Genomic DNA, 25,503 nt, shown 5'->3' on the forward strand with positions numbered 1-25,503 from the left:
AGTAACTAGCCGACCGGCTAGATTTAAGATTTGAATGTCTTCATTGCAGAAGACGATTCTCCATAGAAAGGAGGTGATCCAGCCGCACCTTCCGATACGGCTACCTTGTTACGACTTCACCCCAATCATCTACCCCACCTTCGGCGGCTGGCTCCCTTGCGGGTTACCCCACCGACTTCGGGTGTTGTAAACTCTCGTGGTGTGACGGGCGGTGTGTACAAGACCCGGGAACGTATTCACCGCGGCATGCTGATCCGCGATTACTAGCAATTCCGACTTCATGCAGGCGAGTTGCAGCCTGCAATCCGAACTGAGACCGGCTTTGCTGGGATTGGCTCCACCTCGCGGCTTCGCTTCCCGTTGTACCGGCCATTGTAGTACGTGTGTAGCCCAGGTCATAAGGGGCATGATGATTTGACGTCATCCCCACCTTCCTCCGGTTTGTCACCGGCAGTCACTCTAGAGTGCCCAGCTCAACCTGCTGGCAACTAAAGTCAAGGGTTGCGCTCGTTGCGGGACTTAACCCAACATCTCACGACACGAGCTGACGACAACCATGCACCACCTGTCTCAACTTTCCCCGAAGGGCACCTGATGCATCTCTGCTTCGTTAGTTGGATGTCAAGACCTGGTAAGGTTCTTCGCGTTGCTTCGAATTAAACCACATACTCCACTGCTTGTGCGGGTCCCCGTCAATTCCTTTGAGTTTCAGTCTTGCGACCGTACTCCCCAGGCGGAGTGCTTACTGTGTTAACTTCGGCACCAAGGGTATCGAAACCCCTAACACCTAGCACTCATCGTTTACGGCGTGGACTACCAGGGTATCTAATCCTGTTTGCTCCCCACGCTTTCGCGCCTCAGCGTCAGTTACAGCCCAGAAAGTCGCCTTCGCCACTGGTGTTCCTCCACATATCTACGCATTTCACCGCTACACGTGGAATTCCACTTTCCTCTTCTGTACTCAAGTCACCCAGTTTCCAGTGCGACCTCAGGTTGAGCCCAAGGTTTAAACACCAGACTTAAATAACCGCCTGCGCGCGCTTTACGCCCAATAATTCCGGACAACGCTTGCCCCCTACGTATTACCGCGGCTGCTGGCACGTAGTTAGCCGGGGCTTTCTTCTCAGGTACCGTCACTCCGGCAGCAGTTACTCTACCGGACGTTCTTCCCTGGCAACAGAGCTTTACGATCCGAAAACCTTCATCACTCACGCGGCATTGCTCCGTCAGGCTTGCGCCCATTGCGGAAGATTCCCTACTGCTGCCTCCCGTAGGAGTCTGGGCCGTGTCTCAGTCCCAGTGTGGCCGTTCACCCTCTCAGGTCGGCTACGCATCGTCGCCTTGGTGGGCCGTTACCCCACCAACTAGCTAATGCGCCGCAGGCCCATCCCCAAGCAGCAGATTGCTCCGCCTTTCATTCTTCTCTCAGGAGAAAAAAGAAATTATCCGGTATTAGCTACCGTTTCCGGTAGTTATCCCAGGCTTGAGGGCAGGTTGCCTACGTGTTACTCACCCGTCCGCCGCTAAGTTTGAAAGGAAGCAAGCTTCCTTTCAAACTCCGCTCGACTTGCATGTATTAGGCATGCCGCCAGCGTTCGTCCTGAGCCAGGATCAAACTCTCCAAATTGGTATTTAGAAAGAGCGATTGCTCATTTTGAAACATCTGACGAGAATTTACATTCTCTAATTTTGGATCTCACCGAAGTGATTTCCAGATACTCACTCGTTGTTCAGTTTTCAAAGATCAAGCTCGTTGTTAGCAGCGATGTTGTCGTCACCAGCAACTCTTATAATATATCACATCCAGCCGATCAATGCAAGCTCTTTTTTTCGAATTCTTTTCGAGCGAACACTTGATGTTTCGCGGCCAGAAATAGAATATATCACGGATAGAGATTCATTGCAAGTATTATTTTATAACCATCATCTTAGAATGATATTAGCCGCAAATGGACAGAATAACCGAATATCTAAACGTATGCTTGGAAGCCTCAAGCCTTCGTCATCTAACCTTCTAGGGGGATTGTTATGGACACTCATGAATTCGTGGAGAAATTCCAGGAGAATCAGCGTAAAGCGCTAAAGAACAGAAAACGCGGTAAAGGAACTCCTGGAGCAAGACTGGCCAATAAACAGCATAGCTCTAACAAATAACGGTGACAAAACAAAGCAGGGATGTCTGCGCGGCCAGTTACGGCTCTGCGGACATCCCTTTTGCATTCTATTCTATAGAAGCAGTAGTAATTATTTGCTTAGTTTCGTTACGCCTACAGCCACTTTCTCGATTTGCGCTTTGCTAAGAGCTTTGTCAGCGGAGCTGATGGTTACAAAACGGTCTGCGAGCTTGAAGGTCAGCATTGGCGTATCCGAAGGAGTGTACCATTTCGCTTCTGTTCCATTGGAGAGCTTCACTGTAGTGCTGTCGTAACCATCGGAGTAGTCACGCGGCGAGACATTTACACGCATTTTATTAAACAGGAAGCTTACGCCGTCATCGCCGCCCGCAACCTTCTGGAAGGCATCTCCGCTGACCATCTGTGTCGGGGCATAGGCTGTCTCAAAACCTTGGAAGTTCGCAAACGCCTTAGCAATCTGCTGCTTCTGCGCTGCACTGTACTGTACGGCCGTCAGCTTCACAGATGAATCATTATCAGGCGCTGTGGCCCCTGTTCCAGTCCCAAGGATAACTTCATTCGTGGAAGCGTTGAAGGTAACCGGCACCTTCAGTGCATCTGCCATCGCCCGGACCGGAAGATACGTTGTATCCTTATAAGTGATTGGCGCCATCGTTTTGCCGTTGTTATCAACTGGGGTATAGGCCGCTCCGTTCACTTTGAATCCGATTCCGTGGTTAAGATAGGCGCTGATCTTCTGCATGTTCGTTCCTGCGTAGACCCCTGCTGAACCTGTAACGGCCATTCCGAATACCATCGTTGCTATGATCATTTTTTTGCTTTTCATTGAATATCGTCTCCCTTAGTTGTGATGTTAGTGTGTGTGTTCCTTGCTATAGACTTATTAAACCATTAACTTGTTTCTAACTTGTATCCGGATTGTAAAGAAGTAATTCAAATGCTCACCCCATACACCTCTGTGTACAAAACATCTCTGAAATGGAGGAACTCCTTCATCGTCACCGGCTCCGGGTAGGTCATAATGCGCAGCGGAAGATCGGCTTGCCCCGTACGCAGCGGCGGTTGCATATAGTCATAGGGATTCAGGTAAAAGCCCAGACGCTCGTAGAATCCGATTCTCCTCTGCTCCAGCTCCCCGTCCGGCGGCTCTACCTCAAGCAGCACCGGCTTGTCCGAATGCATAAGGTAGCTGCTCATCAGCTTGCGGCCGATCCCTCCGCTCCGGCGCTTGGGATTCACGGCAATATGCTCGATGAACCGCAGTTCGGGTAATTCCCATGCCGCCAGAAAAGCCAGTATCTGCCCCTCCGTATCCTTGCTGGTATACAGATGATAATTCGGCTGATCCAGCAAAGCCTGCTGCCCGCTGCGGGTTCTAAGCTCGCTTACCGGAAACGAAGCTTCCATAATAGCGAATATTTCATTGAATTCTGCTTCACTAATACTTCCTTCATTAATAAATGTCTCATCGATCACTGTGTTCTCGTCCATTGCAATGGCCTGCTTTCTGCCGCTTCGCTGCGCGAAGGGCTCTAATGTATGGTTCCCTTATCCGGTTAAAAATACCTTCAGGGATTCTGTACGCATCAAGATGCTTCAAAATAAAGACTGTCACAGAACATTCTCCGCTTCCCTATGTGCCGATTAGCATCTGGTACTAGGAGAACGTGCTATACTGTAGTCAACAGATACATCATCACACTTATATAGGAGAGGTTCATTTGGATAATCAACGTTGGATCGCACCTGAATTCTACAATCTCACTTCGGAAATGGAGCAGCATCCTGAAGATAAGCTTGCAATTAAATGGTTACATGAAAATGGGAGCCTGGAGCAAATCACCTATGGTGCGCTCATGGCTCAGGCTAACCGTCTCGCCGGCGGACTGGCCGGTCTCGGACTTACGCAAGGCGACCGGGTCCTGGTCATGGTCCCCCGCCGCATCATCGCCTATGCGATATATCTGGCCTGCCTGAAGCTGGGACTGGCTGTTATTCCTTCGTCTGAAATGCTGCGGGCGAAGGATCTCTCGTACCGGCTGCGCCATTCCGAAGCGCGGGCTGTTATTGTCTGGTCTGAGGTTACCGGAGAAGTGAACAAAATCTCCGACGATCTGCCCGCACTGGACTACCGCTTGTCCGTCTCCAGCGGTGAGGCTGAGGCTGAAGAAGGCTGGATTGACCTGGAAGGTCTAATGGAAGGACAAGCTGATTCTTACCCTACGGTTGCCAGCCGCCGCGATGATATCGCCATTCTGGCCTATACCTCCGGAACCACCGGCAATCCCAAAGCAGTAGTTCACACGCATGGCTGGGGATATGCCCATCTGCGGATCACTTCCTCCCTCTGGTTCGATATCCGTGAATCAGATACGGTCTGGGCTACAGCCGCACCGGGCTGGCAGAAGTGGATCTGGAGTCCATTCCTGACGGTACTCGGCAACGGGGCCACTGGCTTCGTCTATAACGGAGCCTTCCATCCGGAGCGCTACCTGCAGCTGCTGCAAGACGAGAAGATTCAGGTATTATGCTGCACTCCGACTGAATACCGCCTGATGGCGAAGACTGAGGGCCTGGCAGAATACGATCTGTCCAATCTGCGCTGCGCCGTATCCGCCGGTGAACCGCTGAATCAGGAAGTCATTCATACATTCCAGCAACACTTCAATATTACAATCCGTGACGGCTATGGACAAACAGAGAGCACACTCATCATCGCAGCGCTGAAGGATGAACCGATCCGGATCGGCTCCATGGGCAAATCGATTGCTCCCGGCATTGTCGAGGTGATCGACGAGGACGGACATCCGCTGCCAGCGGGAGTGGTCGGTGATATCGCCGTACATCTGAGCATGCCTGCTCTGTTCCAGAACTACTATAAGGATCCCGAGCGCAAAGCGAACTGCTCACATGGAGAGTATTTCGTAACCGGCGACCGGGCGCGCAAGGATGAGGACGGCTATTTCTGGTTCGAGGGGCGCGGCGATGACATCATCATCAGCTCGGGCTACACGATCGGGCCGTTCGAGGTCGAAGAGGCGCTGATGAAGCATACCCTCGTTAAGGAATGTGCCGTAGTCGCAAGCCCGGATGAAATCCGCGGGTCAGTCGTCAAAGCTTTTATCGTACTCAAGGACGGCCATGCCGGAACACCGGAGCTGACCAAAGAGCTGCAAGCCCATGTCAAGGAGCAGACCGCTCCCTACAAGTATCCGCGCAAAATCGAATACATTACGGATCTGCCGAAGACCACTTCCGGGAAGATCCGCAGAATCGAGCTGCGTGAGCAGGAGAAGAAGGCTAACCAGTAGCAGAAGCTCTTCAGTCAAGGGAGTACTGCAAGCAGGTAGCTCTCCCCACCAGCTTAGAACCTTAAAATCCCCGTTCCTACAGTGATGCAGGACGGGGATTTTTGTGTTTTTGGACACCTAAGCGTGCAGTGCGTACTTTACTCGGACCAATACTCCGCATCCGGGTTGAGCGCTGTGCCTACTTCGCCTTCCTTTACCAGATCGCAGTCCAGGTAGCCTTCCTCATCCAGGAAATAGACCTCCTGCTTATAGAATTCGCACAGCGTCTCCAGGAACTTCTCCGGTGAATCATACATCACCACCAGATCGCCGTAGTCGTGCAGCAGATCGCAGATCCGCTCCACCCCTTCTTCAGAGCGGTAGTAGCAGATATAATCACTTCCATAGTTCGTCAGCAGCGGCAACACGGTTCCACCGCCGGTATATCCCTTCTCCTGCAGAATCCCTGACAGCAGCTTCACTTCATGGCCGTATTCCCCGATATGAATCAGCCGGTAGCCCGGAATGAACTCCAGCAGACTGGGATCTTCCTCGGCGCCGCCTGTTCCAAGAACTGTATCATAGACCGCACGCAGAAGCGCAGGTACTTCGGGTGTAAACTCTAATATCGCATCACTGCCCCCTGCCGGAGCCTTCCCCAGACTGGCGGTGTACCCGGGACGCAGCTGCGTGGACAGCTTAAGGAATTCCTGAAATGTACCGGTAAGCATGTAATCATCCTTTCTCACAAAAATATAGCGGAGCGATAAGGAACGCCCCTATCTCTCCGCTTGGTGCTGCCATGCTAATTTGCTATGTTATTTGAGACTGGTTACTTGGCAGCCGAAGCCCACATCTTCTCCAGCCACTGATCGAAATCCGCGCCCTTCTCGCCTTCATAGGCATCGTAGACATCAACCCGCATCTTCTTCAGCTTTTCTTTGAACTCTTCGTAAGAATGGTCCTTAGGCAGACTTTTCTTAATCCGCAGAATAATCTTGGATACCCCTTTGAACAGTTCAGCTTTGTTCTTCGATGGAACCTTGACCTCTTCGCCAAAAGCCACCAGCTTGTTATATGCGGCTTCTTGCACGGTATATACAGGATCGCTGATCATCAGGCGATTAAGGATATCGATAATTTGTTTGTGGTTGTAGCGGCCCAGCTCTTCTACCGCTTCAAGACGCGCTCTCCAGTCTGCGGAACGTCCGGCGGCTCTCTTCAGTTCGTCATAGTTCTCTGGCAGCTCTTGGATTACTTCTTCATTATTCAAGCGTTACAATCCCCTTCTTGGTTAAATCTGATATATAGAACGTTACCTAGTGCAATTCTACCGTACTGCGCTGCTTGATTTCAATCTTTTGTCCAAACATTCATGGAAAAAGCCTTGGAGGACGGATTTTGACTAACCGTAGCCGTATGAGTATAGTATGTACCAAATCATCCGCCAGTAGATAAAGGAGGCCCACTATAGATGAAAGCCATGGCTATACATATGCCCGGAGCACACGGGGAACTAACGGAGATAGAGCTTCCCCTGCCTGTTCCGGGTGAACATGAGGTGCTGATTGAGATGTATGCGACCTCGGTTCATCCGGCAGATTGCAGGATACTGGAAGAAGCACGGATTGCCGGAGGGGAACGCCCTGCTGCCTGTCCGTTCGTTCCAGGTGTTGTTGTAGCCGGAATCATTGCGGACACTGGCGCAGGGGTAAGCCGCTTCAAGGCTGGCGACGAGGTATTCGGTCTGAAGCCCGCTGCCGGGAGCGGAGGTTACGCAGAATATACTTTGGCCAAGGAGGATGAGCTTGCACTTAAGCCTCCGGGGTTATCCTTTGCAGCTGCCGGGGGGTTACCCGCTGCCGGGCTTGCCGCCTGGCAGGCGCTGGGTGCCGCTAAGGTCTCCAGCCGGGACCGCGTGCTGGTGCATGACGGCGCGGGAGCCATCGGCAGCTTCGCGGTGCAACTCGCCAAGCTGCGGGGGGCAACCGTGATTACAACGATCAGCAACGATGCAGATCTGGACGCCGTCTGGGGCCTGGGAGCAGACCAGGCCATTAACAGCAGCGGACAGGACTTCGCAGCCATCCTGGGGCAGAGTATCGATGTGGTCATCGATACGGCAGGGGGCCGCGTGCTGGACAGCAGCTTCGCGGTGCTGACTTCCGGCGGAAGGCTGTTCTCCACGGCCGGACCGCCCGATCCCGCCCAGGCTGCACAGCAGGGAGTCCAGGCAGGGTGTATTATTCCCGCTGCTGATGCCTTCCAGCTGTCCGAGCTGGCCCGGCTGATTGCCGCACGGAGGCTGAAGGCACCGGCCGGCCCGGTCTTCACGCTTAGCGTGGAAGGGCTGCAGAGCGCCTGTGAGCTTCAGGCGAGCGGGAAAGCTCCAGGCATTATTGCCATCACGATCGGGCAACAGGAACCGGGATTATAGTAAGCGAAATACCCGTACAGCCAGGAGTTGCGGTTCTCCTGACGGTACGGGTATTTTGATAATAACTCTGTGGTTATTTCCCTCTGGCGATTAATTCGTTGTGGCGCTTGCCGATGCTCTGGAAGGTCTCATCCAGTGTCTTATCCTTCAGGAAATAATGCTCCAGCTCCTCCATACGCAGGTCGTTCAGTTGAATCGGCACCGTATTGATGTAGGTATCCTCGCCGCCGAACAACACCCGCTCCATAGACTCCAGATCGTACAGTTGTTCGAAGCCTGCAACGAGTTTGGCCTGCGTCTGGGAGTTATCAATCTTCGCCGAGGCGGGAATGCGGCCTCCCTTGGTCAGATAGGTTACGCCTTCATCCGCATACCACTGCAGGAACTTCCACGCCTCCTCTTTGTAAGCCGAGCCAGGGTTGATGGCAATGACATCGCTCAGCCCGCCTTCCAGGCGGAAGTCTTCCCTCGCTCCATCCGGGCGTGGAATGGTGGCAAAGGCAATTTTGAACTCACGCGGGTAATCGGTCAGATTGTTCGCATTGCGGAAAATAAAGTTACCGGAGCCCAGCATGGCCGCTTCCCCTTTGAGGAACGAGGCATCGACCTGAAGCTTGGTGGCAATCTGCTCGCCGTAGGCGGGCATACTTTTATCATCGTGCATCATCTTGTACCAGCTCTCCACCGAGCCGCGCGTCACCGGGCTGTCCAGGTTAGACTTGCCGTCCTTGACGAATTCATTCTGCAGCTCCCCGTCCATGCCGAAGGGGAACATGTTGGTTCCCTGAACGTAGCCGTAAGTTGAATCCTTGCTGAGCACTTTGGCATATTCCGCCAGGTCCGACTGGGTCCAGTTGTTATCCGGCAGCTTCAGCCCGGCAGCATCCAGCTTGTTCTTGTTCAGCCAGATAAAAGACTTCGAGGAGACGGTCGGAAGGCCGTAGTAGCTGCCGTCGAACTGCCACGCTTTGGCCTGCTCGCCCATAGCAGCTTCAATATCATACCCGCCCAGCTCGCTGAGGTTCTGCGCGCCGCCGGACTGCACTCTTTTCTCCAGCTGGAACTTGGCGTAATTGGTATACAGATCAATATTCTCTCCAGCCACAAGCGCCGTATCCAGCTTCAGATTGCCGCTGTCATCATTGACGTAACGGACATATTCTACCTGCACTCCGGGATTCGCCTCATTCCAGGCTTTCACCATGTCCAGCGGCCCTGCTTCCTCAGGAACCCCGCCCCAGAATTTCAGCGTAATGGTCTTGTTGTTCTGCCCGGCGGAATTCCTACCTTCAGCCGCTCCAGGCGACTGGTCAGCCCCTTCCTTGCTGCTGCAACCGCTTGCAATGATTAGCAGGGCTGTAAGTCCTGCAAGCCATCCGTATCTTGGTTTCTTCATCTATCGTCAACCCCCTTGGCTACTGTCCGCAAGTCCGCTGCTGTGCAGCATCCTCCGCTTGCCTATAATGATATCAGCCCGCGCCCCGCTGCCCCATGAACGCTATTGTGATCTAATGATACAGATTTGGGATATAGCGTACGCCCGGCTAGAGGCTCCGCTTCAGGAGCGGCGGAAGTCGCTCGGAGTTTTGCCCGTCCACCGCTTGAACACCTTGTTGAAATAGTTATCGTTCGAGAAGCCGCACGCACAGGAGATCGCCGAGACCGGCAGCCTGGTGTGGAGCAGCTGATGCACGGCCGCTTCGATTCTGACCTTTTGCGTGAAATTGGTGAGGGTGAGCCCGGTCTTCTTCTTGAACAGGTTGCTGACGTAGGTCTGCTCCATATTAACCAGACGCGCCAGCTCGCCAAGCGTGTGCTCCTGTGCATAATGCTCGGAGATATAGTCTATAATGCGGTCAACCTGCGGATGCCCCGTCTTCCCCCCGGCTGTTCCGGCCGCTGCAAGCAGCGCGGTGTCCCCAAGGGTACTGAGCTTCCGCCATTTGTCCCGCTGCTCCAGACCCGCCCGCGCCCGCTCCAGCAGGGCAATCAGCCGCTCCGGCCGCAGAGAGAGCTTCAGCACATAGCCTATAGCGCCAAGCTCAAGCGCCTGCTGGGCATAATCGAACTCCGACATGCAGGTCAGCATGATGAACGGGCATTCCCAGCCGGCTTCCCGGCTGCGGCGCAGCAGCTCAATCCCGTCCAGAACAGGCATGACAATATCGGTAATCACGATGTCGGGAGGGCGCTGCTCCATAGCTTCCATAGCCTCAGCCCCGTTCGCATACTCGCCTTCTATGACAAAGCCGTATTTCTCCCAGGCAATGAGATGCTTCACCATATCCCGGGCAAACACTTCATCTTCTACCAGGTAGACACTATACATCGTCTGATTCTCCTTTGGCGTAAGGTTCGGATACAAGCAGCGGGGTGCGGATCTCGACTATCGTCCGGCCTTCTTCCCCGCTGCGGGTGAGGGTTAAGGAGGCCTGCCCCCGGTACAGCAGCTCCAGCCGCTCCCGGATATTGCTTAGGCCGATTCCTTTGCGGCTGCGCCGGACCGCAGCCATGGCAGCAGCCTGCCGGGCGACTTCAGGACCTGCGCCGTTATCCATCACGAGCATGATGAGCTCCTTCCCGCTGGCCTGAATGTTCACGGTGATCTGCCCGCCGGACACGGTGTCAGCGAAGCCATGAATAATGGCATTCTCGACCAGCGGCTGCAACGTAAACTTGGGAACCAGGGCATAGTACAGCGAAGGATCGTATTCCACATCCAGGTGATAGCGGTTGCCGAAGCGGATATTCTGAATGTGCATATAAGCCTCCATGAAGCCCAGCTCCTGCCCCAGCGGGATGAGATCCAGCTCGGTATTGAGACTGGTCTCCAGCAGCAGACCGAGCGAGACACAGATGTCGAAGGTGGTGTTGTCTTTATTCTTAAGCGCCTGGCTCTTGATCATGTTCAGCGTATTCAGCAGAAAATGCGGGTCCATCTGGGAGACGAGAATCTGGAACCGGACGGATTCCTTCTGGCGTTCCTCTACTTTGAGCCGGTAGATCAGTGTCCCGATATCGGCTATCATCCGGTTGAAGCTGGTCAGCAATTGAAGAATCTCCCCCCGGTAGCCGCTGGTGGGGATCGTCACCCTCAGCTCCTGGTCAGCGGCCCGCCTCATCTGATCGCGCAGCTTATGCAGCGGCTTGGTTACATTGGAGGAGATCAGCAGCGTAGCGGCAATGAACACCAGCGTGAGCACTACGAGGGAGACGAGCGCCGTGCGTTTGATGGCATTGGTGCCGGCAAAGACCTGCTCCAGCGAGATTTTCTTAATCAGGGTCCACTCCAGGGAAGGCATATAGCTGGCCAGGTACAGGGCTTGCTCACGTTCACTTGTCAGATCGGCCAGCTTATCCGGGTGGAGGCGGAATTCCTCCTGGAAACGGCGGGTCAGCTCATCCGGGATCTGGGCATCCTCCTTGCTGCGGTAGATCATCTCTCCCCCGTTGCCGAGAACGAGATAGGCCGCCTGAGGATCAGCCGCGCCCGTCCACTGCTTCAGCCATTGCCTGTGGTCCATGCTGATTCTTACTGCGCCGTATGGCTCAGAGCCGGCATCCAGCAGCAGGGAATCAATCGTCAGCAGTTTGCTGCCAGAGGCAATCTCCTTGGAGACATAGCTGTCTGCAACCTCCCAATAGTAAGAGGCCGGCCGGCGCTGCTCCTGAAGTCCGGCGGCTATCTCGTTGTAGACCTGCTCCCCGTCTATGGGCTTACGCGAAGTGTAATTGTAATAAGCATGTCCGGCCCGGTCCGTGACGGTCAGGAAGACGGACGGCGTGGACAGGAAGAACGAGTTCGCCAGCGAGTCCAGATTGCGGTTGATTTCGCGCATGGCCGTGAAGGGAGAATGAGGCGAGTCCGAGCTCAGATACTGCTCCAGGGAAGGATTCTGATTAATCAGAATGAGTGACCGGGTCATCAGTCCGGTCAGATCCAGCAGATCCTCCCGGAAGCTGCCCATCTCCCGCTTGTTCTGTTCGACCTGCTGCTGCTTCAGGATCTGCTCAATCTGCTGGAAGCCAATCAGGCACAGCAGGGAGAACGGGATAATGACCAGTAGCAGATATGCCGTGAAAATGCGGTAGTTCAGGCCCCCGGGCCATCTTAATCTCTTCATTATCCTTCTTCCCCCTTCGGCCTTGCGGCATGTTCCTGCCCAGTATAGCAGAGGATTCATTATTCAATAATTTGGACAGATAAAAAAGTATCTCTCTCCGCAGACAGCCGAATTAGACAGACCGCATGGCGGTCTGTCTAATTCGGTTAGTAACAGCGAATCTCATATATGGCTGCTGATGCATCGCCGTTCGTCCCGTGAATCACTACCCGCAGCCGGTCCGCCGTGAAGCTGCCGGATGCCGGTGTTAACGTAACGGTATTCCGGCGCTGGTAGTTGTCCTTGACTCTGGCAGCCTCGGTCCAGCGGCCGTCCTGCCAGAGATGGATGCTGTAGTCTCTCACGCACTGCGGATCACGGTACAGCGGCGGGTAGTTATGATATTCGTGAAACAGATGCCCCGGGAAGCTGAGCACCACCGTGTGCAGTTCCTGCGGCTGCTCCCAGCTCAGCTCCAGCCACTGCTCCAGCGGCTCCTGCGGATTGGAGCGCCATAGATTAGCTGCGCGGTAAGGGCGGGTAGCCCCGCTGGTCACCTGGTGCGCAGCATAGCAATTCTGCGGCGGGTCCAGCCGGAAGCTGCGGTTCTCCTTAAAGCTGCGCATCTTGCCGCCGCCGATCTCGTAGGCCGAAGCATGGCCCGGAAGGACCGTTCCGGCCTTGATCCAGGCTACCCCGCTGTGCGCCAGCAGATCGAGCCGCAGGTAGGAGAACGCCGGGAAGTCGCGGCCCGGCTCCAGTTCAAGCGGCACAGTGACCCATAGCTCTTCGCCCTCAGGCACCATGAACTCCAGCCTTGCCGCCGGCTCTCCCGGTTCTGTGCGGTAATCCCAGATGCTCTCCACCGCATACAGAACTCCTTGAACCTGCTGCGCGGCACCGGACAGGTTGCTGAGACAGACCTCCAGCTGCCGGACCGGACGGTCGCCCACCGCGATCCACTGCCCGGTCCGCCGGTTCAGCCGGTCCCGGTCATATGGCTGCTCTGGCGCCACCTGCGCTTGCGGCTTCGACTCGGTCCAATCCACCAGATGCTCCGCCGTTCCCGAGGTGGACGGGCCTACGCCGTAGAGCAGCGCTTCACTGCTTGCGCTAACCGCAGCCCGCCGGGCCAGATCCAGCGGATCTTCATTGACCACATTCGGCAGGAAGCAGCCGTCCCGGAGGAGCTGTTGCTGAATATGAGGAACACGGGTCGCCAGCAGCTCATCGGCGCTAAGCTGCTCCGCTGCCGCAATCGCCGCCGCGACCCCTGCCGCCTGCCCCATCAGCGCGGTTGTGCCCATGACACGCACCGTGCCGAGAGCAGCATGGGTTACGCTTACGTTGCGGCCTGCCATCATCAGGTTGTCTACATCCTTGGACATACAAATACGCAGCGGGATACCGTAAGGACCGCAATAACTTTTGACCGCATAATCGGTGGTCTGGTCGTAATGCTCTGCGCTGCTGGGCTCACTGGTCGGTGCCAGCAGACCGCCGGGCGTATGCAGGTCGAGGAACCAGCCACCGAAGGCAATCTCGTCTTCGAAGACGGTGCGCCCTGCCGGATCATGCTCGGTCATCAGATATTTGCCCATGATGCGCCGGCTCTCCCGTTTGCCCGGCACCTGGCCGATCCAGTCCAGCGCATAGTTCGCGGCCAGCTCCCGGGTGTTGGGATCACGGTTCTTGATCCAGTCCCATACCCCCAGCGTATGGCGGGTCAGCTCATGGCGGATGCGTTCCGCATCATGGATGGTGTGCCAGGGCACGCCGATCTCCAGCCACCAGTATCCGCTGCGGATATCGTAGGGCTTGCGGCCCTGATCATAGAAGAAGCTGGCATCCTCATAGCGGATGGCCCAGTCCGGCAGCACAAACGGAACGGGCCGCCCCATATCCTTTGCCTTGAAATGAATCGAATTGCCCATCACTTCCTGATTGGCCTGCTCCGGGGCGTGCGGCTCGCCGAATTCATCCTTGCCCTCGCTGCCCATCCGCCATTCACAGCCGGCCAGGTCAGCGAGTATGCCGTCCCCGGTGCAATCGATGAACTGCTTCGCTTCAATCAGCAGATCAGTCTCCGCGCCTGCGGTCCGGCACCGCACCGAATGAATCTTGCGCTCATGCTCCATCGTGATGTCAAGCAGCGCCGTATTCAAGTGGAAGGTGAGACCGGGGGTTCTAACGGCCATGTCATACATCGTCATATCCCATACACTGTTGGTCCAGCCGTTCTCGGTTATCCATTCATGGTTGACGGCCCGCTCCTCAATCAGCAGCTCCGAGATAATGCCGGTCTCCCGGGCATAAGCATGGAAGCACGCCGCTCCATGCGGCGATACACGGATCTCCGAGGAGGAATTGCCCCCGAACACCGGACGGTCCTGCACAAGGCATACCTGTGCGCCCTCGCGTGCGGCAGCGACAGCCGCAGAGAAGCCGGCTAGTCCGCCACCCACCACTACGATGTCATAATTCTCTGTAATCTGAACGTTCATGATAGTACCTCCTGAGGCTTCATTGTCTTTATTATATTGTCATGTATTAACCCTTGACCGCCCCGCTGGCGATGCCTTGAATAATGAACTTCTGTCCGGCCAGGAAGACCACAATCATCGGAATCATGGCGGCTGTAGCTGCAGCCATCATGCCGTTGTAATCGACCGAATTCTCCAGTACGAAATTCTGCAGGCCCAGGGGCACCGTATACAGATTCTTGTCTACCAGGAAGATCAAGGCGTTCTCATAGTCATTCCAGTGCCAGGAGAAGTCGAGAATCGTCAGTGTTGCCAGCGGGGCCTTCGCCAGCGGCAGAATGACCCGGGTGAAAATGCGGAAATGCCCGGCGCCGTCGATGAAAGCAGCTTCACTGATCTCCTGGGGCACGGTAATGAAGAACTGGCGCAGCAGGAACACACCGAAGATGGTGAATGCCCCGGGCAGAATCAGCGCCCAGTGGGTGTTGTAAATACCCATCCAATTGAACAGCACGAACCTCGGCACGAACAGAATCTGCGGCGGGATCATCATCATGGATAAATAGATCAGGAACAGCGGCTCCCGCCCGCGGAATTGAATCCGCGAGAATCCGTAGGCGGCCAGAGCGGCAAACGTTACCGCACCCAGGGTCGAAAGGATGGAGATTTTCAGTGAATTCATATAGAGCAGCGCGAAGTTCCCCGTTCCTGTCCACACATTCACATGGTGCTTCAGGACCGGGTGCAGCGGTATCCACTGAATCGGGAACTCGAACACCTCAAGTGGTGTTTTGAATGAGGTGGAGATCATCCAGAAGAAGGGCAGCAGCAGCAGCAGGCCCATAGTAGTCATGACCAGCGTAAGCAGCCACTTCCACATTCGCGAGGCACGCCTTGCCGTCTGCCGCCCCGCCCGGACAGCAGGTGTTATTGTCGTTTCCATTAGCGGCTCTCCTTGCTTTCTTTTAGTAATGCACCCAGCGGCGCTGGCCTGCCCAATTGACAAGCATGATCAGCATGACAATGGCGAAGAGCATCCAGGATACAGCAGAAGCGTAACCCATCTCATAGTAGCGGAAGGCTGTCTTGTAAATGTAGAGCGACAGTACATTGCTGCCTTCTCCCGGTCCTCCGGCGGTGGTGGCCTGAATGATGCCGAACGTCTTAATGGCCGAGATGAACCCTGTAATCAGCAGCAGGAAGGTGGTTGGCGATACGAGCGGCACGGTGATATAACGGATGGAATGCCACAGCCGGGCCCCGTCGATGGTCGCCGCCTCCAGCAGCTCCTTCGGCACCTCCTGAAGACTGGAGAGATAAATAATCATGTTGTACCCGACCATAATCCAGATCTGAATGATGCATAACGCATAGATTGCCGTACCGCTCTCGGACAGCCAGCCCGGAGGATCAGCGATGCCAACCAGCCGGAGTGCTCCGTTAATGGGGCCGAGGCTGGGATGGAAAAGCAGCATCCAGACGAAGGCGATGGCGACACCGTTCATAATATAGGGCAGGAAGTACAGCGTGCGCAGCAGTTTGGCCCAGTAGACGCTTCTGTTCAGAATGTAGGCGATGGGAAAAGCCACAATCAGCGATACCGGAACCGTCAGCAGAAAGATGAATGTCTTCAGGACGGAGTTGTGGAATGAGGCATCTCCGGCCAGCCGTCTGAAATTGTCCAGCCCGACGAACTGGATGTCCCCCTTGTTCATGAAGGAGTAATCTGTAAACATCATGACCAGCGACATCAGGGCAGGCACCAGATAGAACAGCGTAATCCCCATCATGCTGGGGGCGATAAACCAATAACCGGCCGGATGATGGTCATGAATGCCGGTTCTTCTTAGCTTCTTCAAGCGATCCCTCCTTCGCAATATGTTCATAATGTAAGTCTAGCAAAGGGAGATGGCTTGCAGAATGAACGCTATTGTGGCGTAGGGGTACGGATTTTGGAATTGAACTGGGGGTACTATGCTTCCATCCGGCCCTGGGCCTTACCTCCCAGCGGATGCACTGCATGTTTACCACGCCTCATTCCAAATTATAGGAGATTCATTCAACTCCTCCATAGCGGTGCTGGGCAGCCCGTTCAAGAAAGCGGCTTATGCCCGCAACCATTGGGACCAATATATGAATATTCCCGGGGGTATCCATGTCTATGATATGGCCTGCTATCAAGGCAAGCTGTATGCTGCACTCGGCGCCAGCGGTGGCCCGCTGATCTATGTATCCGCTGACAGGGGAAATAGCTGGACCCGGTTCGGCACAGTCTCCCAATACGGCATTATGCGGGCTTATACTCTGTTCGGCTTAGGTGACACGCTCTATGCTTCCTCCGCCACTGACCATCAATCCATTCCGCAGGGCCTGTTCTCCGCCGGAGCGGGCTTCCAGAACACGCGCAAGGAGCTGCTGCCGAATTCTTCAGTAATGCCTATCGATATTCTCGACCGCGGGGAGACGGTATACGTGCTTGGCTATGCCAAGGAGGCCTCCGGCCAATATACGAATTATGTCTACCGCAAAAGCACCTCGGCCTTCACCTCCGGCGGAGGGGACTGGAGTGAGGTCTTCCGCTTCATCCGGGATGCGTTCGCCCGTTCCTTCGAGGAATCCGGCGGCGACTTCTACTTCGGACTGGGCAGTGATGCGGATGTGATTCTGGCCTTCACCGGCACGATTCTGAAGCTGAGCGCCGGGACTTATTGAAGTCAGGCAGGCGAACGGGCCATTAAATTGACAATCTTCTGTAAACGGTGGTACGCTCACTAATATTCTAGTAATCCGTTCACAAATCAGGTAAGGAGCGTCCCTATGACTGACCGGAAGATTCTTGATCAGGCAAGCTTAACCAAGGAAGTACACCTTATTCTTGCACTACTGAATTCCGGAAGTCCAGATGAGACGGCGCGGAAGCATCCGCAGTTGTTCACAGAGGTGAACTGGGACTTATTCGTGGAGCTGAACCGTCAGCACAGGGTGTATCCCTACCTCTATTCCAGGCTGAGCAAGATGGAGGAGAAGGTGGTCCCTTCTGACGTTCTGGAGCAGCTGAAATGGCAATTCCGCAGGAATACGGTACAGATGCTCCAGCTTAGCGGCGAAATGAGCAATATCGCAGGTCAGCTGGCCGAGCTGAATATCCGCAGTCTGTTCCTCAAAGGGCCGGTGCTTGGGCAGGAGCTGTACGGAGACCTGTCGCAGCGCACCTCCCGGGATCTCGACTTCCTGGTGCCGATGGAACAGCTGGAGGATGCCGAAACCTTGCTGATCCGGCTGGGCTATGAGAAGGAAGACAAGTTCGAGAGCCTGCTTGGCGACTGGAAATGGCGGGAGCATCATTCGACGTTCGTGCATCCTGTTAGCAACGTCAACCTTGAGCTGCACTGGCGGTTAGGACCGGGGCCCGCCAAAGAGCCTGCGTTCGACGAGCTCTGGCGTCATTCGCGGACCAGCAGCACCTTCGGCCAGAATGTCCGCTATCTGGGGCCGGAGGATCTGTTCATGTTCCTGGCTGTACACGGTGCCAGACATGCCTGGTCCCGGCTGAGATGGCTGCAGGACATCAAGATGCTGCTAATGGGACAGCAGCCGCCCGATTCCGCTAAGCTAGTCCGCTTATTACAACACTATGATCACAACGCCATAGGAGGACAGACGCTGATCCTGGCCAGAGAGCTGCTGGAGACGCCGGTTGACCCGGCGCTGTCCCCGCTGCTGGACAACCCCAAGGCCCGCAGGCTGGCACAGGACATTCTGTTCTATCTCCCGCGCATCGTGAATTTGAATACCCCTCCGCTCGAGCCGGAGGTGGAGCAGCATTTCAACCGGTACCTTCCAAGCATTCTATCCACCCGAAGCCGGATGCTCCGCTCCGCCAGCTTCCTCTATCCCTATGCAGCGGATGCCAAGACCCTGCCGCTGCCGAAGCCGCTGCATTTCTTGTATTTCCCGCTGCGGCCTTTGCTGTGGAGCTGGCGGAAGGTGACGGGTGCGGAGAAGGAGATGTAGGCAGGGACAGCCATACCAAAAAGGCAAGTGCTGCGTTAGATTAGCAGCACTTGCCTTTTTACGGTTTCGGAGCCTGGTGGCGGTCAGCCAATGTAATCGGTTTTTCGATTACATTCGCGCCACAACCCCTGCGCTCGCCCATTGTAATCGGTTTTTCGATTACATTCGCGCCACAACCTCTGCGCTCGCCCAATGTAATCGGTTTTTCGATTACATTCGCGTCACAACCTCTGCGCTCGCCCAATGTAATCGGTTTTTCGATTACATTGGGACCACACACCCACCCGGCACCGAATGTGTTCGGTTTTTCGCCTACATTCGCGTTTAAGGTGTACCCTTATCCAGCCTCTTCCTGCCCCTTCAATAGCCTGCTGAACATGCCGCCCTTCTCCGAAGCCAGACCGCTGTAGACTCCCTGCTGGATGACCCGGCCCTGGTCGATGACCAGAATCTGATCGGCTCCCCGGATCGTGGACAGGCGGTGGGCAATGACGATGACGGTCACAGAAGCCTTAATGCGCTCCAGCGCCTCTTGAATCCGCTGCTCGTTCTCGGTGTCGAGCGCACTTGTCGCTTCATCGAGCACCAGGATCGACGGCTTGCGGATAATGGCACGCGCCAGCACCAGGCGTTGACGTTCCCCGCCCGACAGGCGGACGCCCCGGTCGCCGAGCAGCGTATCCAGTCCGTCCGGCAGCTTGCGGACAAAGTCCGCCGAGGAAGCAAACTCCAGCGCCTCCCACAGCTCCGCCTCCTCCGCATCCGGCTTGATCATCATTAGATTATCGCGAATGGTTGCGTTATACAGGAACGGGTCCTGTGCCACATACCCGATGGATCTCCGGTAGGACAGCAGCCGCTCCCCGGTGATCGGCTCTCCGTCTGCCAGGATCTCCCCGTCCTCCGGCTGCATCAGTCCCATGAGCAGATCAACGAGCGTGCTTTTGCCGGCGCCTGAACGTCCGACAATCGCCGTCATCTGCCGGGCGGGAATTCGCACATTGACGTTCTGGAGCGAATATTGCGGCTCGTCCGCATGATAACGGAAATCGACATTCCGGGCCTCCAGACCGTGCTCCAGCGTCATAGGCAGCACCCATTCTCCGCTTTGATCCGCTTCATGCTCGACAGCGGCCAGACATTCTTCCTGCAGCGATTGCAGTTGTTTGAAGGATGGCACTACTGAGGCCAGCTGCTCCAGCAGCGACTGCAGCGTCGAGAAGGTCGGCCACAGCCGGGTGAAGACGAGAATGACCAGCAGCAGATTCGGCCCCTCCACTTGCATGAACCGGAAGGACACGAAGATAAACACAGCAATCAGCAGTGTGGAGGACAGCTTATACAGGAGCTGGGAGTTAGAGCGCAGGCGCGTATAGTCCAGCTGCTCCTGCTTGACCTCGCCGGTGAAGGCATGCAGCCATTCGAGACGGGACTGCTCCAGATTATTGCTTTTGATATCCTTGATTCCGTTCAACTGATCGGTGATGCCGCCTAGATACGTCTTGCCCAGCTCCGTGCTGCGGCTGCCCAGCCTCTTCGCCTTACGGATGAACCGCCGGGAGAAGATGGACAGCAGCGCCGCACAGACGAGAACCGCCAGTGTCATCTTGGGGGACAGCCAGAAGGCAAAGGCAATCTGCACCAGGGTGAACAACAGCGAAGTCAGGAACTGCAGGAAGCCGCTGATACCCGCCAGGACTCTGGCCAGCTCGGTGGTCATCATGTTGATCAGATCGGAGGTGCGCTTCTTCAGAAAAAAAGACCACTGCGCCCGCAGCAATGCGCTATAAACCTCAACCCGCAGCTGCCTGCCATAGGTCTGCTGAATTTCGACATTGCGGATCGCCACGAACCTTGCGATCAGATTCTGGCAGAGCACAATCAGAACATAACTGCCCAGCACCAGTAGCAGCGCTGTGGACTGCGGCAGTTCACTGATGAATCCGAGCATAGGCAGATGATAGCCCGCCACCGCGCCGCCCAGCTGAATGCCGGCCATGCCAAGCATGGGAACCAGCAGCAGAATGGCGGAGCTCTCCAGCAGACCGCTGATCACCATGCCTAACAGATTAAGATACAGCTTCACGCCCGACAACCGTTGAAGCTGCCGGACGTAGTAGATTATAGCTTGCATGGACCCACCTCGATTACTCGGCTTGTAACACCTTCGCGAACTTCTCCACCACCACGAAGCCTTGCATCGCATCATCCCCGGAGACATAATGGGCTCCGCTGCGCAGCCAGGCGTGGGCAATCATTTGTCCCTGCTTATCGCGGGCGACTCCCATATAGAGGGTGCTCTCAATGCCCCGCTTCTCCAGCATCTTCAGGGCGGCTACCGCCCGGACCATACAGGTGCTTTTCCAGGGAGTATAGCGGCTCATCACCCGGATTGCCTTGGTAATCTGCTGGATGCGGCGAATATCGGAAGGCTTGGATACTGCGGGAGTTTCCAGGGATTTCACCCCAAGCTGCGGGGCTGTCCGGGCAAAGGGGAACAACAGCTGGATTCGGACCAGCATCAGCCGCCATAATGTCTCGGGAAGCAGCGCAAGCAACGCCTTGTCATGCACCAGCAGGAGACGGAGCCGCCGGAGGGTCATCATGGTCCGCTAACGGTGGAGACAAGATCCTCATTCAGCAGATTCTGTACAAAATCAATGACATCCTGCTGCGCCAGCTCTGCCGGTACCTCAAAGATCTCCTGAATCTTCCCGGCAATCTGCCGAATCGATACCGGTGAAGCCAATGCTTCCCAGATCTCACCGCCGACTTCGCCGAGGTTGTAGTATTTGCCGTTCTTCACATTCAGCATGACCTTCTCGCCGTCCATATCACTTGCGATATTGCCTTCCCGTTGAACCAGTACCGAATCCGGCGACAGCACTTTTGTAGTATTTATATTCATAGATTCATCTCCTTCACCTTGGGCATAATCGTCTCCATAATCATTTCCGTCTGCTGCGGTGCACTGAAGCCCTGCTCAGGGCGGGTCAGCCGGTACATCGGCAGCCGGTTCACGAACGAGGCCAGCAGCCCGAAGTGCCATTCTCTGACACCCATCGGGTCGACCAGCGCTTTTTGATAGGTATGATTGTATAAGGTATGAAGCCGGTCCAAGCCGCTTATCGCCTCTACGGCCACCGGCCCGTCCTGCACCACAGACAGTTCAAATATGCCGGCCAGCGGCAGCGGCTCACTCTGGAACCGGTCATGCACCGGTACGGCGAACTTGGTCTCCCGCTGAAACAGCGGACGGTACGCAGACGAATTCATTCCCAAATAGTCCAGGCTCTGCTGCCACAGCTTCTGCTGGGGATAACCTGGAACAGCTAATGGATGTCCATTATGCACCAACACGGGAATAACGTCGTCACTGACCAGGAGATGTCCCTGATCCATCAGATAGGAGGCAAGCGTGGATTTACCCGCACCTGAACGCCCCACCAGCGCATAAGCCTTATTATCCAGCACAAGCGAGCTGCCGTGCAGGGCCAGTATGCCTTTTTGCATCAATACTACACCCATACAGCTGCCCAGAATGAACAAGCGGATGCTATCCGGATCTGCGCCTGCTGCTGGAGAGACTGTAATCGTACTGCCGTTCTGTATGGAAAAAATAGCGGTGCCCTTCACCATGAACATCACTTCATGCTCCGCGATGCCCAGATTCGGCGTAATCTTCGGTATTGCTTCCCATCGCTCAAGCAGACGGCCTTCAATTACCGACAGGCTGCCTATTCTTCCGGGCTGATCCGTACGGGGAAGTTCTGGTAGCGCGAACTCACTGAGGATTTGCAGGCCAAAAGCCTTATAACCGGGGCATTGCACTGTGCCAGCCATACTGCTCACTCCATCTCAGTCAATTTCACCCGTTGTCTTGCGGATGACAAGTGGGACCGGCATTGCTGTCCTTTGAAAGGACGGTACCGTTTCGGAACATTACTTCGGATAAAGGGATAGCCCTGATCCCCCTCCAGCAAGCTAAGAGGGATTAGGGCTGAGCGGTAATGCAGGAAGACTAGGAGTGACTAACGATTTCATCTGGATCGGCTTGGAACGCATCGGCAATGGATACCCCCGGGCCAGCCATAGTCATTTTCACATCCAACACTTCCAATGCAGGCTTGCTGTATTCCTTTTTCATCTTGTCACCCCCTTTCAAGAAACGTCCTTCAGGAGAGCCGCTTCAAAAAGCGGTAAAACACCAGTCCTCGTGTAAGAAGGCGGAAATCCGTGTTAAAGATTAATAATGGTTCGGGCTCACTACCCAGCCGGTCCAAGCATCCGGCGAGCCCGGGACGATTCAGATAAGACGAAGTACGGGGGTCTTGCAGCATCTCCCTCAGCTCCTGCTGAAACCGCTGCCACTCGGGCAGCATACGCGTAATGCCGTCCGCCCCCTGGATGCCGCGCCGGGTCTGGTTAAGCCTGACCTTATCCGGCAGCCGCCCTTCCATGGCCCGGCGGATGAGCGAGCGGTCCATTCCGTTCTGGACGTATTGCTCCTCAGGCACCGACATACAGAAGTTGATGACACGCAGGTCATTCGTCGCATCCCGGTCCCATACCCTGTACTTCAGCGACAGCTTGGTAGCCGCCGTTCCATTCACATTCCAGACATGCGGCTGGCGGAAATGCTCTCTGCGGATATCGTACACAGTCTGGGAGGCAGGCGACTGGTCCAGCTCCTTCAGCCGCTCCTGCACCCCTGTCCGCCGGGCAAACTCAGGATGGATCAGCTCCGGCGCAGCCTCCTGCTTCCCGGCCATCAGCTGGCCCAGGGCGGGGAATACCTTGCGCCCGGCAATCTTCAGCATTCTTTTGCGGCTTACTCCCATCGAATGGCTGTACAGTTTGTTCTCCCGGTAAAAGCTGAACCAGCGGAATTCACGCAGCAGCTTCGCCTGATAATCCAGCGCCGGTCCCCAGGAGATACTCCAGTTGCCCCGCTGCCCGCTGAGCAGCACTCCGGCATTCTTCAGTCCGGCTTGTTCATATATGCCCCTCAGCCAATAGGAATTCTCTATGAATTTGTAGGGCATCTCCATAATATCGAGCCATTCGTCGATTTCGCCATAAGAGCTGCGGTCAGGAAAGTTGTAAAAGCTAGGCTCAATGTTCCCGACATAGTCGATGGTCTCCTGAATATATGGACGCTCATCGGTCACCCGCTGGCCCAGCTTGAACCCTGTAAAGTGATCCAAAGGATACGAGCTGAAGGTGTGGAGCGGCTTGCCGGTACGGCGAAGCTCCTCCGCCGCAAAGCTCACCACCGCCCCTGAATCCAGCCCGCCGCTTAAGTTCGCACCAGCTTCAAGGTGGGTACGCAGCCGGTCCCGGACGGCCCGTCCGAACACCTCACGGAACGCTTCCTCATACTCGCCATTGCTGCGCAGCCGGAGTGGAGACGGAGTCTGGAAGGTGTAATACCTGGAGAAGGTAATCCCCTGCGGGCTGACTGTCATCGAATGCGCCGGGGGCAGCTGCTCCACACCCTGATAGACCGTGGAGAACATATCCGCGACATCCATCCGGCCCTGGCCCGCCAGATATTCCGAGATCCAGCCTTCATGCAGCGCGTGCTCTCCATCCATTAGCGTAAGCAATGGATGAATCACGGTGCAGAAGGAGAACTGTCTGCCTGAGCGGTGGAAGTACAGCGTCCGGCTCCCCGAGAAATCCCTCGCTCCAAACAGCGTCTGCCTGCCGGCATCCCAGATCATGAAGGCAAAATCTCCGACCAGATGCACCGGAGCCTGATCCCCCCATTTCTCATAGGCCAGAAGAATCAGCAGGCTGTCCGGCATCGACTCCCGATCCTCCCGGACAACCTGAAGTTGTCCGAAGAGCTCGCTGCGGTTATCAATAATGGCATCAGCTACGATCGCCAGCCTCCGCTGCGGATCATAATAAGGAAGCACCTCGCCCCGGGACTGAGGGGTAATCCACTGTGCGTGGCACCCGAGGAACAGCCCATCCGCACTCCAGCCCCGGGCATCATCCGCCGGATAACGCTGCAGCTCCTGCATCAGGCGCGGGCCGAGCTCCGGGTCCAGCGGCCCATGCTGCATAGAATAGATCCCGGCGATTGCACTCATGGGTTACCTCCAGCTGTCTATAATTTCGCTACCGTTTCAGTACTAGGTTCATTACAACAGGTTCTTAATAGTGAACACTTCTTATTACCTAAGATAACGTTCTTGCCATTAAATGTGAATAGTACCAGAGAGTACTTTTAGGTATCCTTTAGCGTATTGACTTTAGTTAAAATCTATGGTATTAAAACCCTGAAATATGACCTATGGTATATAATGGCTTATACTAAAAGTAACTGATTCACCAAATACTCTCTATAGGAGCTAGATTTTATGAACAATTATTCAATAGACCCCATCCTGATTCCCGTACCGGAGAGCTTCGAAAGCAGCCGCCTGCAAATCCGTGCAGCACGCTGGGGGGACGGCCTTGCTGTAAACGAAGCCGTTCGGCAAAGTGCCGCTGAATTAAGCCCTTGGATGCCATGGGCCCAGCATATCCCTTCTGTAGATGAATCGGAGGTGTCCATCCGGAAATCACGGCTGCAGTTCCTGGAACGCAGCGATATCCGGCTGCTGCTCTTCCATAAGAAGACAGGGCAGCTTATCGGGAGCAGCGGCCTGCACCGGATCGACTGGCAGGTGCGTAAATTTGAAATCGGATATTGGGTACACACCTCATTCGCCGGTCAAGGTTACATCACGGAAGCGGTGAATGCCATTGCGGATTTCGCCATACAGGAGCTACAAGCTAACCGGCTGGAGATCCGCTGCGATTCCCGCAATACGCAGAGCGCACGCGTAGCCGAACGTACAGGCTTTACGTTGGAAGGTATTCTGCGCAATGACAAGACCGATGTACAGGGGAGCTTGAGAGACACAATGGTCTACTCAAAGGTTCGCGGGGTTGAATATTAACGGGAATAGTTAATTTTACTTATCTTATGCCTGTCTTCCGGAGGGGAAGTTACAATACAATTAGGGGTATATTACTTGATCCCAC

General features: G+C 55.3%; 23 protein-coding genes and 1 rRNA gene. 6 read left to right on the forward strand and 18 right to left on the reverse strand.

The window, feature by feature from the left end:
• Positions 1 to 66 precede the first annotated feature (66 nt).
• Positions 67 to 1,627 (reverse strand): 16S ribosomal RNA (locus MHH78_RS32220).
• A gap of 401 nt (positions 1,628 to 2,028) precedes the next feature.
• On the opposite strand from MHH78_RS32220, the gene MHH78_RS32225 reads away from it, so the two are divergent.
• On the forward strand, positions 2,029 to 2,154 hold the full coding sequence (locus MHH78_RS32225) for a DUF4023 family protein (protein ID WP_076081926.1): 126 nt from the start codon (positions 2,029 to 2,031) through the stop codon (positions 2,152 to 2,154).
• Positions 2,155 to 2,244: 90 nt separating this feature from the next.
• On the opposite strand, the gene MHH78_RS32230 is transcribed toward MHH78_RS32225, so the two are convergent.
• A complete protein-coding gene (locus MHH78_RS32230) occupies positions 2,245 to 2,961 on the reverse strand; it encodes a hypothetical protein (protein WP_341170092.1) in 717 nt (238 codons plus the stop codon).
• A 107-nt stretch (positions 2,962 to 3,068) separates the two neighbouring features.
• Positions 3,069 to 3,626, reverse strand: coding sequence for a GNAT family N-acetyltransferase (locus MHH78_RS32235; RefSeq protein WP_341170093.1), 558 nt, complete (start codon positions 3,624 to 3,626; stop codon positions 3,069 to 3,071).
• Positions 3,627 to 3,907: 281 nt separating this feature from the next.
• Here MHH78_RS32235 and MHH78_RS32240 point away from each other — a divergent pair, with 281 nt between their 5' ends.
• The gene (locus tag MHH78_RS32240) at positions 3,908 to 5,446 is read left to right on the forward strand and encodes an acyl-CoA synthetase (protein ID WP_341170424.1); all 1,539 of its coding nucleotides are present in this window, start codon (positions 3,908 to 3,910) and stop codon (positions 5,444 to 5,446) included.
• A gap of 137 nt (positions 5,447 to 5,583) precedes the next feature.
• On the opposite strand, the gene MHH78_RS32245 is transcribed toward MHH78_RS32240, so the two are convergent.
• Both MHH78_RS32245 and MHH78_RS32250 read right to left on the reverse strand, forming a co-directional pair.
• A complete protein-coding gene (locus MHH78_RS32245; RefSeq protein ID WP_341170094.1) occupies positions 5,584 to 6,156 on the reverse strand; it encodes a hypothetical protein in 573 nt (190 codons plus the stop codon).
• A 101-nt stretch (positions 6,157 to 6,257) separates the two neighbouring features.
• Positions 6,258 to 6,698, reverse strand: coding sequence for a HEAT repeat domain-containing protein (locus MHH78_RS32250; RefSeq protein WP_340978555.1), 441 nt, complete (start codon positions 6,696 to 6,698; stop codon positions 6,258 to 6,260).
• A 201-nt stretch (positions 6,699 to 6,899) separates the two neighbouring features.
• Between MHH78_RS32250 and MHH78_RS32255 the strand changes: the two genes are divergently transcribed.
• Positions 6,900 to 7,862: an NADP-dependent oxidoreductase gene (locus MHH78_RS32255; protein WP_341170095.1), complete on the forward strand. Its 963-nt coding sequence runs from the start codon at positions 6,900 to 6,902 to the stop codon at positions 7,860 to 7,862.
• 73 nt (positions 7,863 to 7,935) lie between these two features.
• Here the strand turns inward: MHH78_RS32255 and MHH78_RS32260 are convergent, their stop codons facing one another.
• From MHH78_RS32260 to MHH78_RS32285, 6 genes are all read right to left on the reverse strand, one after another.
• Positions 7,936 to 9,258, reverse strand: a complete 1,323-nt coding sequence (locus tag MHH78_RS32260) for an ABC transporter substrate-binding protein (protein WP_341170096.1) — start codon at positions 9,256 to 9,258, stop codon at positions 7,936 to 7,938.
• A 162-nt stretch (positions 9,259 to 9,420) separates the two neighbouring features.
• Positions 9,421 to 10,191, reverse strand: coding sequence for a response regulator transcription factor (locus MHH78_RS32265; RefSeq protein ID WP_341170097.1), 771 nt, complete (start codon positions 10,189 to 10,191; stop codon positions 9,421 to 9,423).
• Positions 10,184 to 11,986 carry a sensor histidine kinase gene (locus MHH78_RS32270; RefSeq protein ID WP_341170098.1) on the reverse strand — a complete coding sequence of 601 codons (1,803 nt, stop codon included), beginning with the start codon at positions 11,984 to 11,986 and terminating at the stop codon, positions 10,184 to 10,186. The genes MHH78_RS32265 and MHH78_RS32270 overlap by 8 nt, the downstream gene beginning before the upstream one ends.
• 146 nt (positions 11,987 to 12,132) lie before the next feature.
• A complete protein-coding gene (locus MHH78_RS32275) occupies positions 12,133 to 14,469 on the reverse strand; it encodes an FAD-dependent oxidoreductase (protein ID WP_341170099.1) in 2,337 nt (778 codons plus the stop codon).
• Between the two features lie 46 nt (positions 14,470 to 14,515).
• Positions 14,516 to 15,328 (reverse strand): carbohydrate ABC transporter permease, encoded by an 813-nt coding sequence (locus MHH78_RS32280; protein ID WP_076081975.1) that lies wholly within the window; start codon positions 15,326 to 15,328, stop codon positions 14,516 to 14,518.
• A gap of 85 nt (positions 15,329 to 15,413) precedes the next feature.
• A complete protein-coding gene (locus MHH78_RS32285; protein ID WP_341170100.1) occupies positions 15,414 to 16,307 on the reverse strand; it encodes a carbohydrate ABC transporter permease in 894 nt (297 codons plus the stop codon).
• 115 nt (positions 16,308 to 16,422) lie between these two features.
• On the opposite strand from MHH78_RS32285, the gene MHH78_RS32290 reads away from it, so the two are divergent.
• Complete coding sequence (locus MHH78_RS32290) at positions 16,423 to 17,160, forward strand: hypothetical protein (protein ID WP_341170101.1); 738 nt, start codon at positions 16,423 to 16,425, stop codon at positions 17,158 to 17,160.
• A gap of 105 nt (positions 17,161 to 17,265) precedes the next feature.
• Positions 17,266 to 18,462 carry a nucleotidyltransferase domain-containing protein gene (locus tag MHH78_RS32295; RefSeq protein WP_341170102.1) on the forward strand — a complete coding sequence of 399 codons (1,197 nt, stop codon included), beginning with the start codon at positions 17,266 to 17,268 and terminating at the stop codon, positions 18,460 to 18,462.
• Between the two features lie 58 nt (positions 18,463 to 18,520).
• Here the strand turns inward: MHH78_RS32295 and MHH78_RS32300 are convergent, their stop codons facing one another.
• From MHH78_RS32300 to MHH78_RS32330, 7 genes are all read right to left on the reverse strand, one after another.
• Positions 18,521 to 18,742, reverse strand: a complete 222-nt coding sequence (locus MHH78_RS32300; protein WP_341170103.1) for a hypothetical protein — start codon at positions 18,740 to 18,742, stop codon at positions 18,521 to 18,523.
• Between the two features lie 57 nt (positions 18,743 to 18,799).
• On the reverse strand, positions 18,800 to 20,596 hold the full coding sequence (locus tag MHH78_RS32305) for an ABC transporter ATP-binding protein (RefSeq protein WP_341170104.1): 1,797 nt from the start codon (positions 20,594 to 20,596) through the stop codon (positions 18,800 to 18,802).
• Positions 20,597 to 20,609: 13 nt separating this feature from the next.
• Positions 20,610 to 21,068: a lasso peptide biosynthesis B2 protein gene (locus MHH78_RS32310; RefSeq protein WP_340944100.1), complete on the reverse strand. Its 459-nt coding sequence runs from the start codon at positions 21,066 to 21,068 to the stop codon at positions 20,610 to 20,612.
• On the reverse strand, positions 21,065 to 21,370 hold the full coding sequence (locus MHH78_RS32315) for a lasso peptide biosynthesis PqqD family chaperone (protein WP_341141822.1): 306 nt from the start codon (positions 21,368 to 21,370) through the stop codon (positions 21,065 to 21,067). Before MHH78_RS32315 ends, MHH78_RS32310 begins: the two co-directional genes overlap by 4 nt.
• Entirely contained in the window at positions 21,367 to 22,305 is a 939-nt protein-coding gene (locus tag MHH78_RS32320) for an aldolase (RefSeq protein WP_339312801.1), read from the reverse strand. Before MHH78_RS32320 ends, MHH78_RS32315 begins: the two co-directional genes overlap by 4 nt.
• A gap of 178 nt (positions 22,306 to 22,483) precedes the next feature.
• On the reverse strand, positions 22,484 to 22,609 hold the full coding sequence (locus tag MHH78_RS32325; protein ID WP_036694602.1) for a paeninodin family lasso peptide: 126 nt from the start codon (positions 22,607 to 22,609) through the stop codon (positions 22,484 to 22,486).
• A gap of 28 nt (positions 22,610 to 22,637) precedes the next feature.
• Positions 22,638 to 24,563 carry an asparagine synthase-related protein gene (locus MHH78_RS32330; protein ID WP_341170105.1) on the reverse strand — a complete coding sequence of 642 codons (1,926 nt, stop codon included), beginning with the start codon at positions 24,561 to 24,563 and terminating at the stop codon, positions 22,638 to 22,640.
• A gap of 270 nt (positions 24,564 to 24,833) precedes the next feature.
• Here MHH78_RS32330 and MHH78_RS32335 point away from each other — a divergent pair, with 270 nt between their 5' ends.
• Complete coding sequence (locus tag MHH78_RS32335; RefSeq protein WP_341170106.1) at positions 24,834 to 25,418, forward strand: GNAT family N-acetyltransferase; 585 nt, start codon at positions 24,834 to 24,836, stop codon at positions 25,416 to 25,418.
• Positions 25,419 to 25,503: the final 85 nt, after the last annotated feature.

It is taken from the genome of Paenibacillus sp. FSL H3-0333 (assembly GCF_038002805.1).
GTDB lineage: Bacteria > Bacillota > Bacilli > Paenibacillales > Paenibacillaceae > Paenibacillus_AQ > Paenibacillus_AQ silagei.

What these genes read in the sequence shown, in the direction of transcription:
- MHH78_RS32230 (WP_341170092.1), bottom strand. Translation starts at nt 2,961, where the DNA reads ATGAAAAGCAAAAAAATGATCATAGCAACGATGGTATTCGGAATGGCC.
- MHH78_RS32225 (WP_076081926.1), top strand. Translation starts at nt 2,029, where the DNA reads ATGGACACTCATGAATTCGTGGAGAAATTCCAGGAGAATCAGCGTAAA.
- MHH78_RS32320 (WP_339312801.1), bottom strand. Translation starts at nt 22,305, where the DNA reads ATGGCTGGCACAGTGCAATGCCCCGGTTATAAGGCTTTTGGCCTGCAA.
- MHH78_RS32245 (WP_341170094.1), bottom strand. Translation starts at nt 6,156, where the DNA reads ATGCTTACCGGTACATTTCAGGAATTCCTTAAGCTGTCCACGCAGCTG.
- MHH78_RS32260 (WP_341170096.1), bottom strand. Translation starts at nt 9,258, where the DNA reads ATGAAGAAACCAAGATACGGATGGCTTGCAGGACTTACAGCCCTGCTA.
- MHH78_RS32335 (WP_341170106.1), top strand. Translation starts at nt 24,834, where the DNA reads ATGAACAATTATTCAATAGACCCCATCCTGATTCCCGTACCGGAGAGC.
- MHH78_RS32255 (WP_341170095.1), top strand. Translation starts at nt 6,900, where the DNA reads ATGAAAGCCATGGCTATACATATGCCCGGAGCACACGGGGAACTAACG.
- MHH78_RS32305 (WP_341170104.1), bottom strand. Translation starts at nt 20,596, where the DNA reads ATGCAAGCTATAATCTACTACGTCCGGCAGCTTCAACGGTTGTCGGGC.
- MHH78_RS32265 (WP_341170097.1), bottom strand. Translation starts at nt 10,191, where the DNA reads ATGTATAGTGTCTACCTGGTAGAAGATGAAGTGTTTGCCCGGGATATG.
- MHH78_RS32280 (WP_076081975.1), bottom strand. Translation starts at nt 15,328, where the DNA reads ATGTGGAAGTGGCTGCTTACGCTGGTCATGACTACTATGGGCCTGCTG.
- MHH78_RS32330 (WP_341170105.1), bottom strand. Translation starts at nt 24,563, where the DNA reads ATGAGTGCAATCGCCGGGATCTATTCTATGCAGCATGGGCCGCTGGAC.
- MHH78_RS32315 (WP_341141822.1), bottom strand. Translation starts at nt 21,370, where the DNA reads ATGAATATAAATACTACAAAAGTGCTGTCGCCGGATTCGGTACTGGTT.
- MHH78_RS32290 (WP_341170101.1), top strand. Translation starts at nt 16,423, where the DNA reads ATGCTTCCATCCGGCCCTGGGCCTTACCTCCCAGCGGATGCACTGCAT.
- MHH78_RS32270 (WP_341170098.1), bottom strand. Translation starts at nt 11,986, where the DNA reads ATGAAGAGATTAAGATGGCCCGGGGGCCTGAACTACCGCATTTTCACG.
- MHH78_RS32275 (WP_341170099.1), bottom strand. Translation starts at nt 14,469, where the DNA reads ATGAACGTTCAGATTACAGAGAATTATGACATCGTAGTGGTGGGTGGC.
- MHH78_RS32295 (WP_341170102.1), top strand. Translation starts at nt 17,266, where the DNA reads ATGACTGACCGGAAGATTCTTGATCAGGCAAGCTTAACCAAGGAAGTA.
- MHH78_RS32240 (WP_341170424.1), top strand. Translation starts at nt 3,908, where the DNA reads ATGGAGCAGCATCCTGAAGATAAGCTTGCAATTAAATGGTTACATGAA.
- MHH78_RS32235 (WP_341170093.1), bottom strand. Translation starts at nt 3,626, where the DNA reads ATGGACGAGAACACAGTGATCGATGAGACATTTATTAATGAAGGAAGT.
- MHH78_RS32310 (WP_340944100.1), bottom strand. Translation starts at nt 21,068, where the DNA reads ATGATGACCCTCCGGCGGCTCCGTCTCCTGCTGGTGCATGACAAGGCG.
- MHH78_RS32325 (WP_036694602.1), bottom strand. Translation starts at nt 22,609, where the DNA reads ATGAAAAAGGAATACAGCAAGCCTGCATTGGAAGTGTTGGATGTGAAA.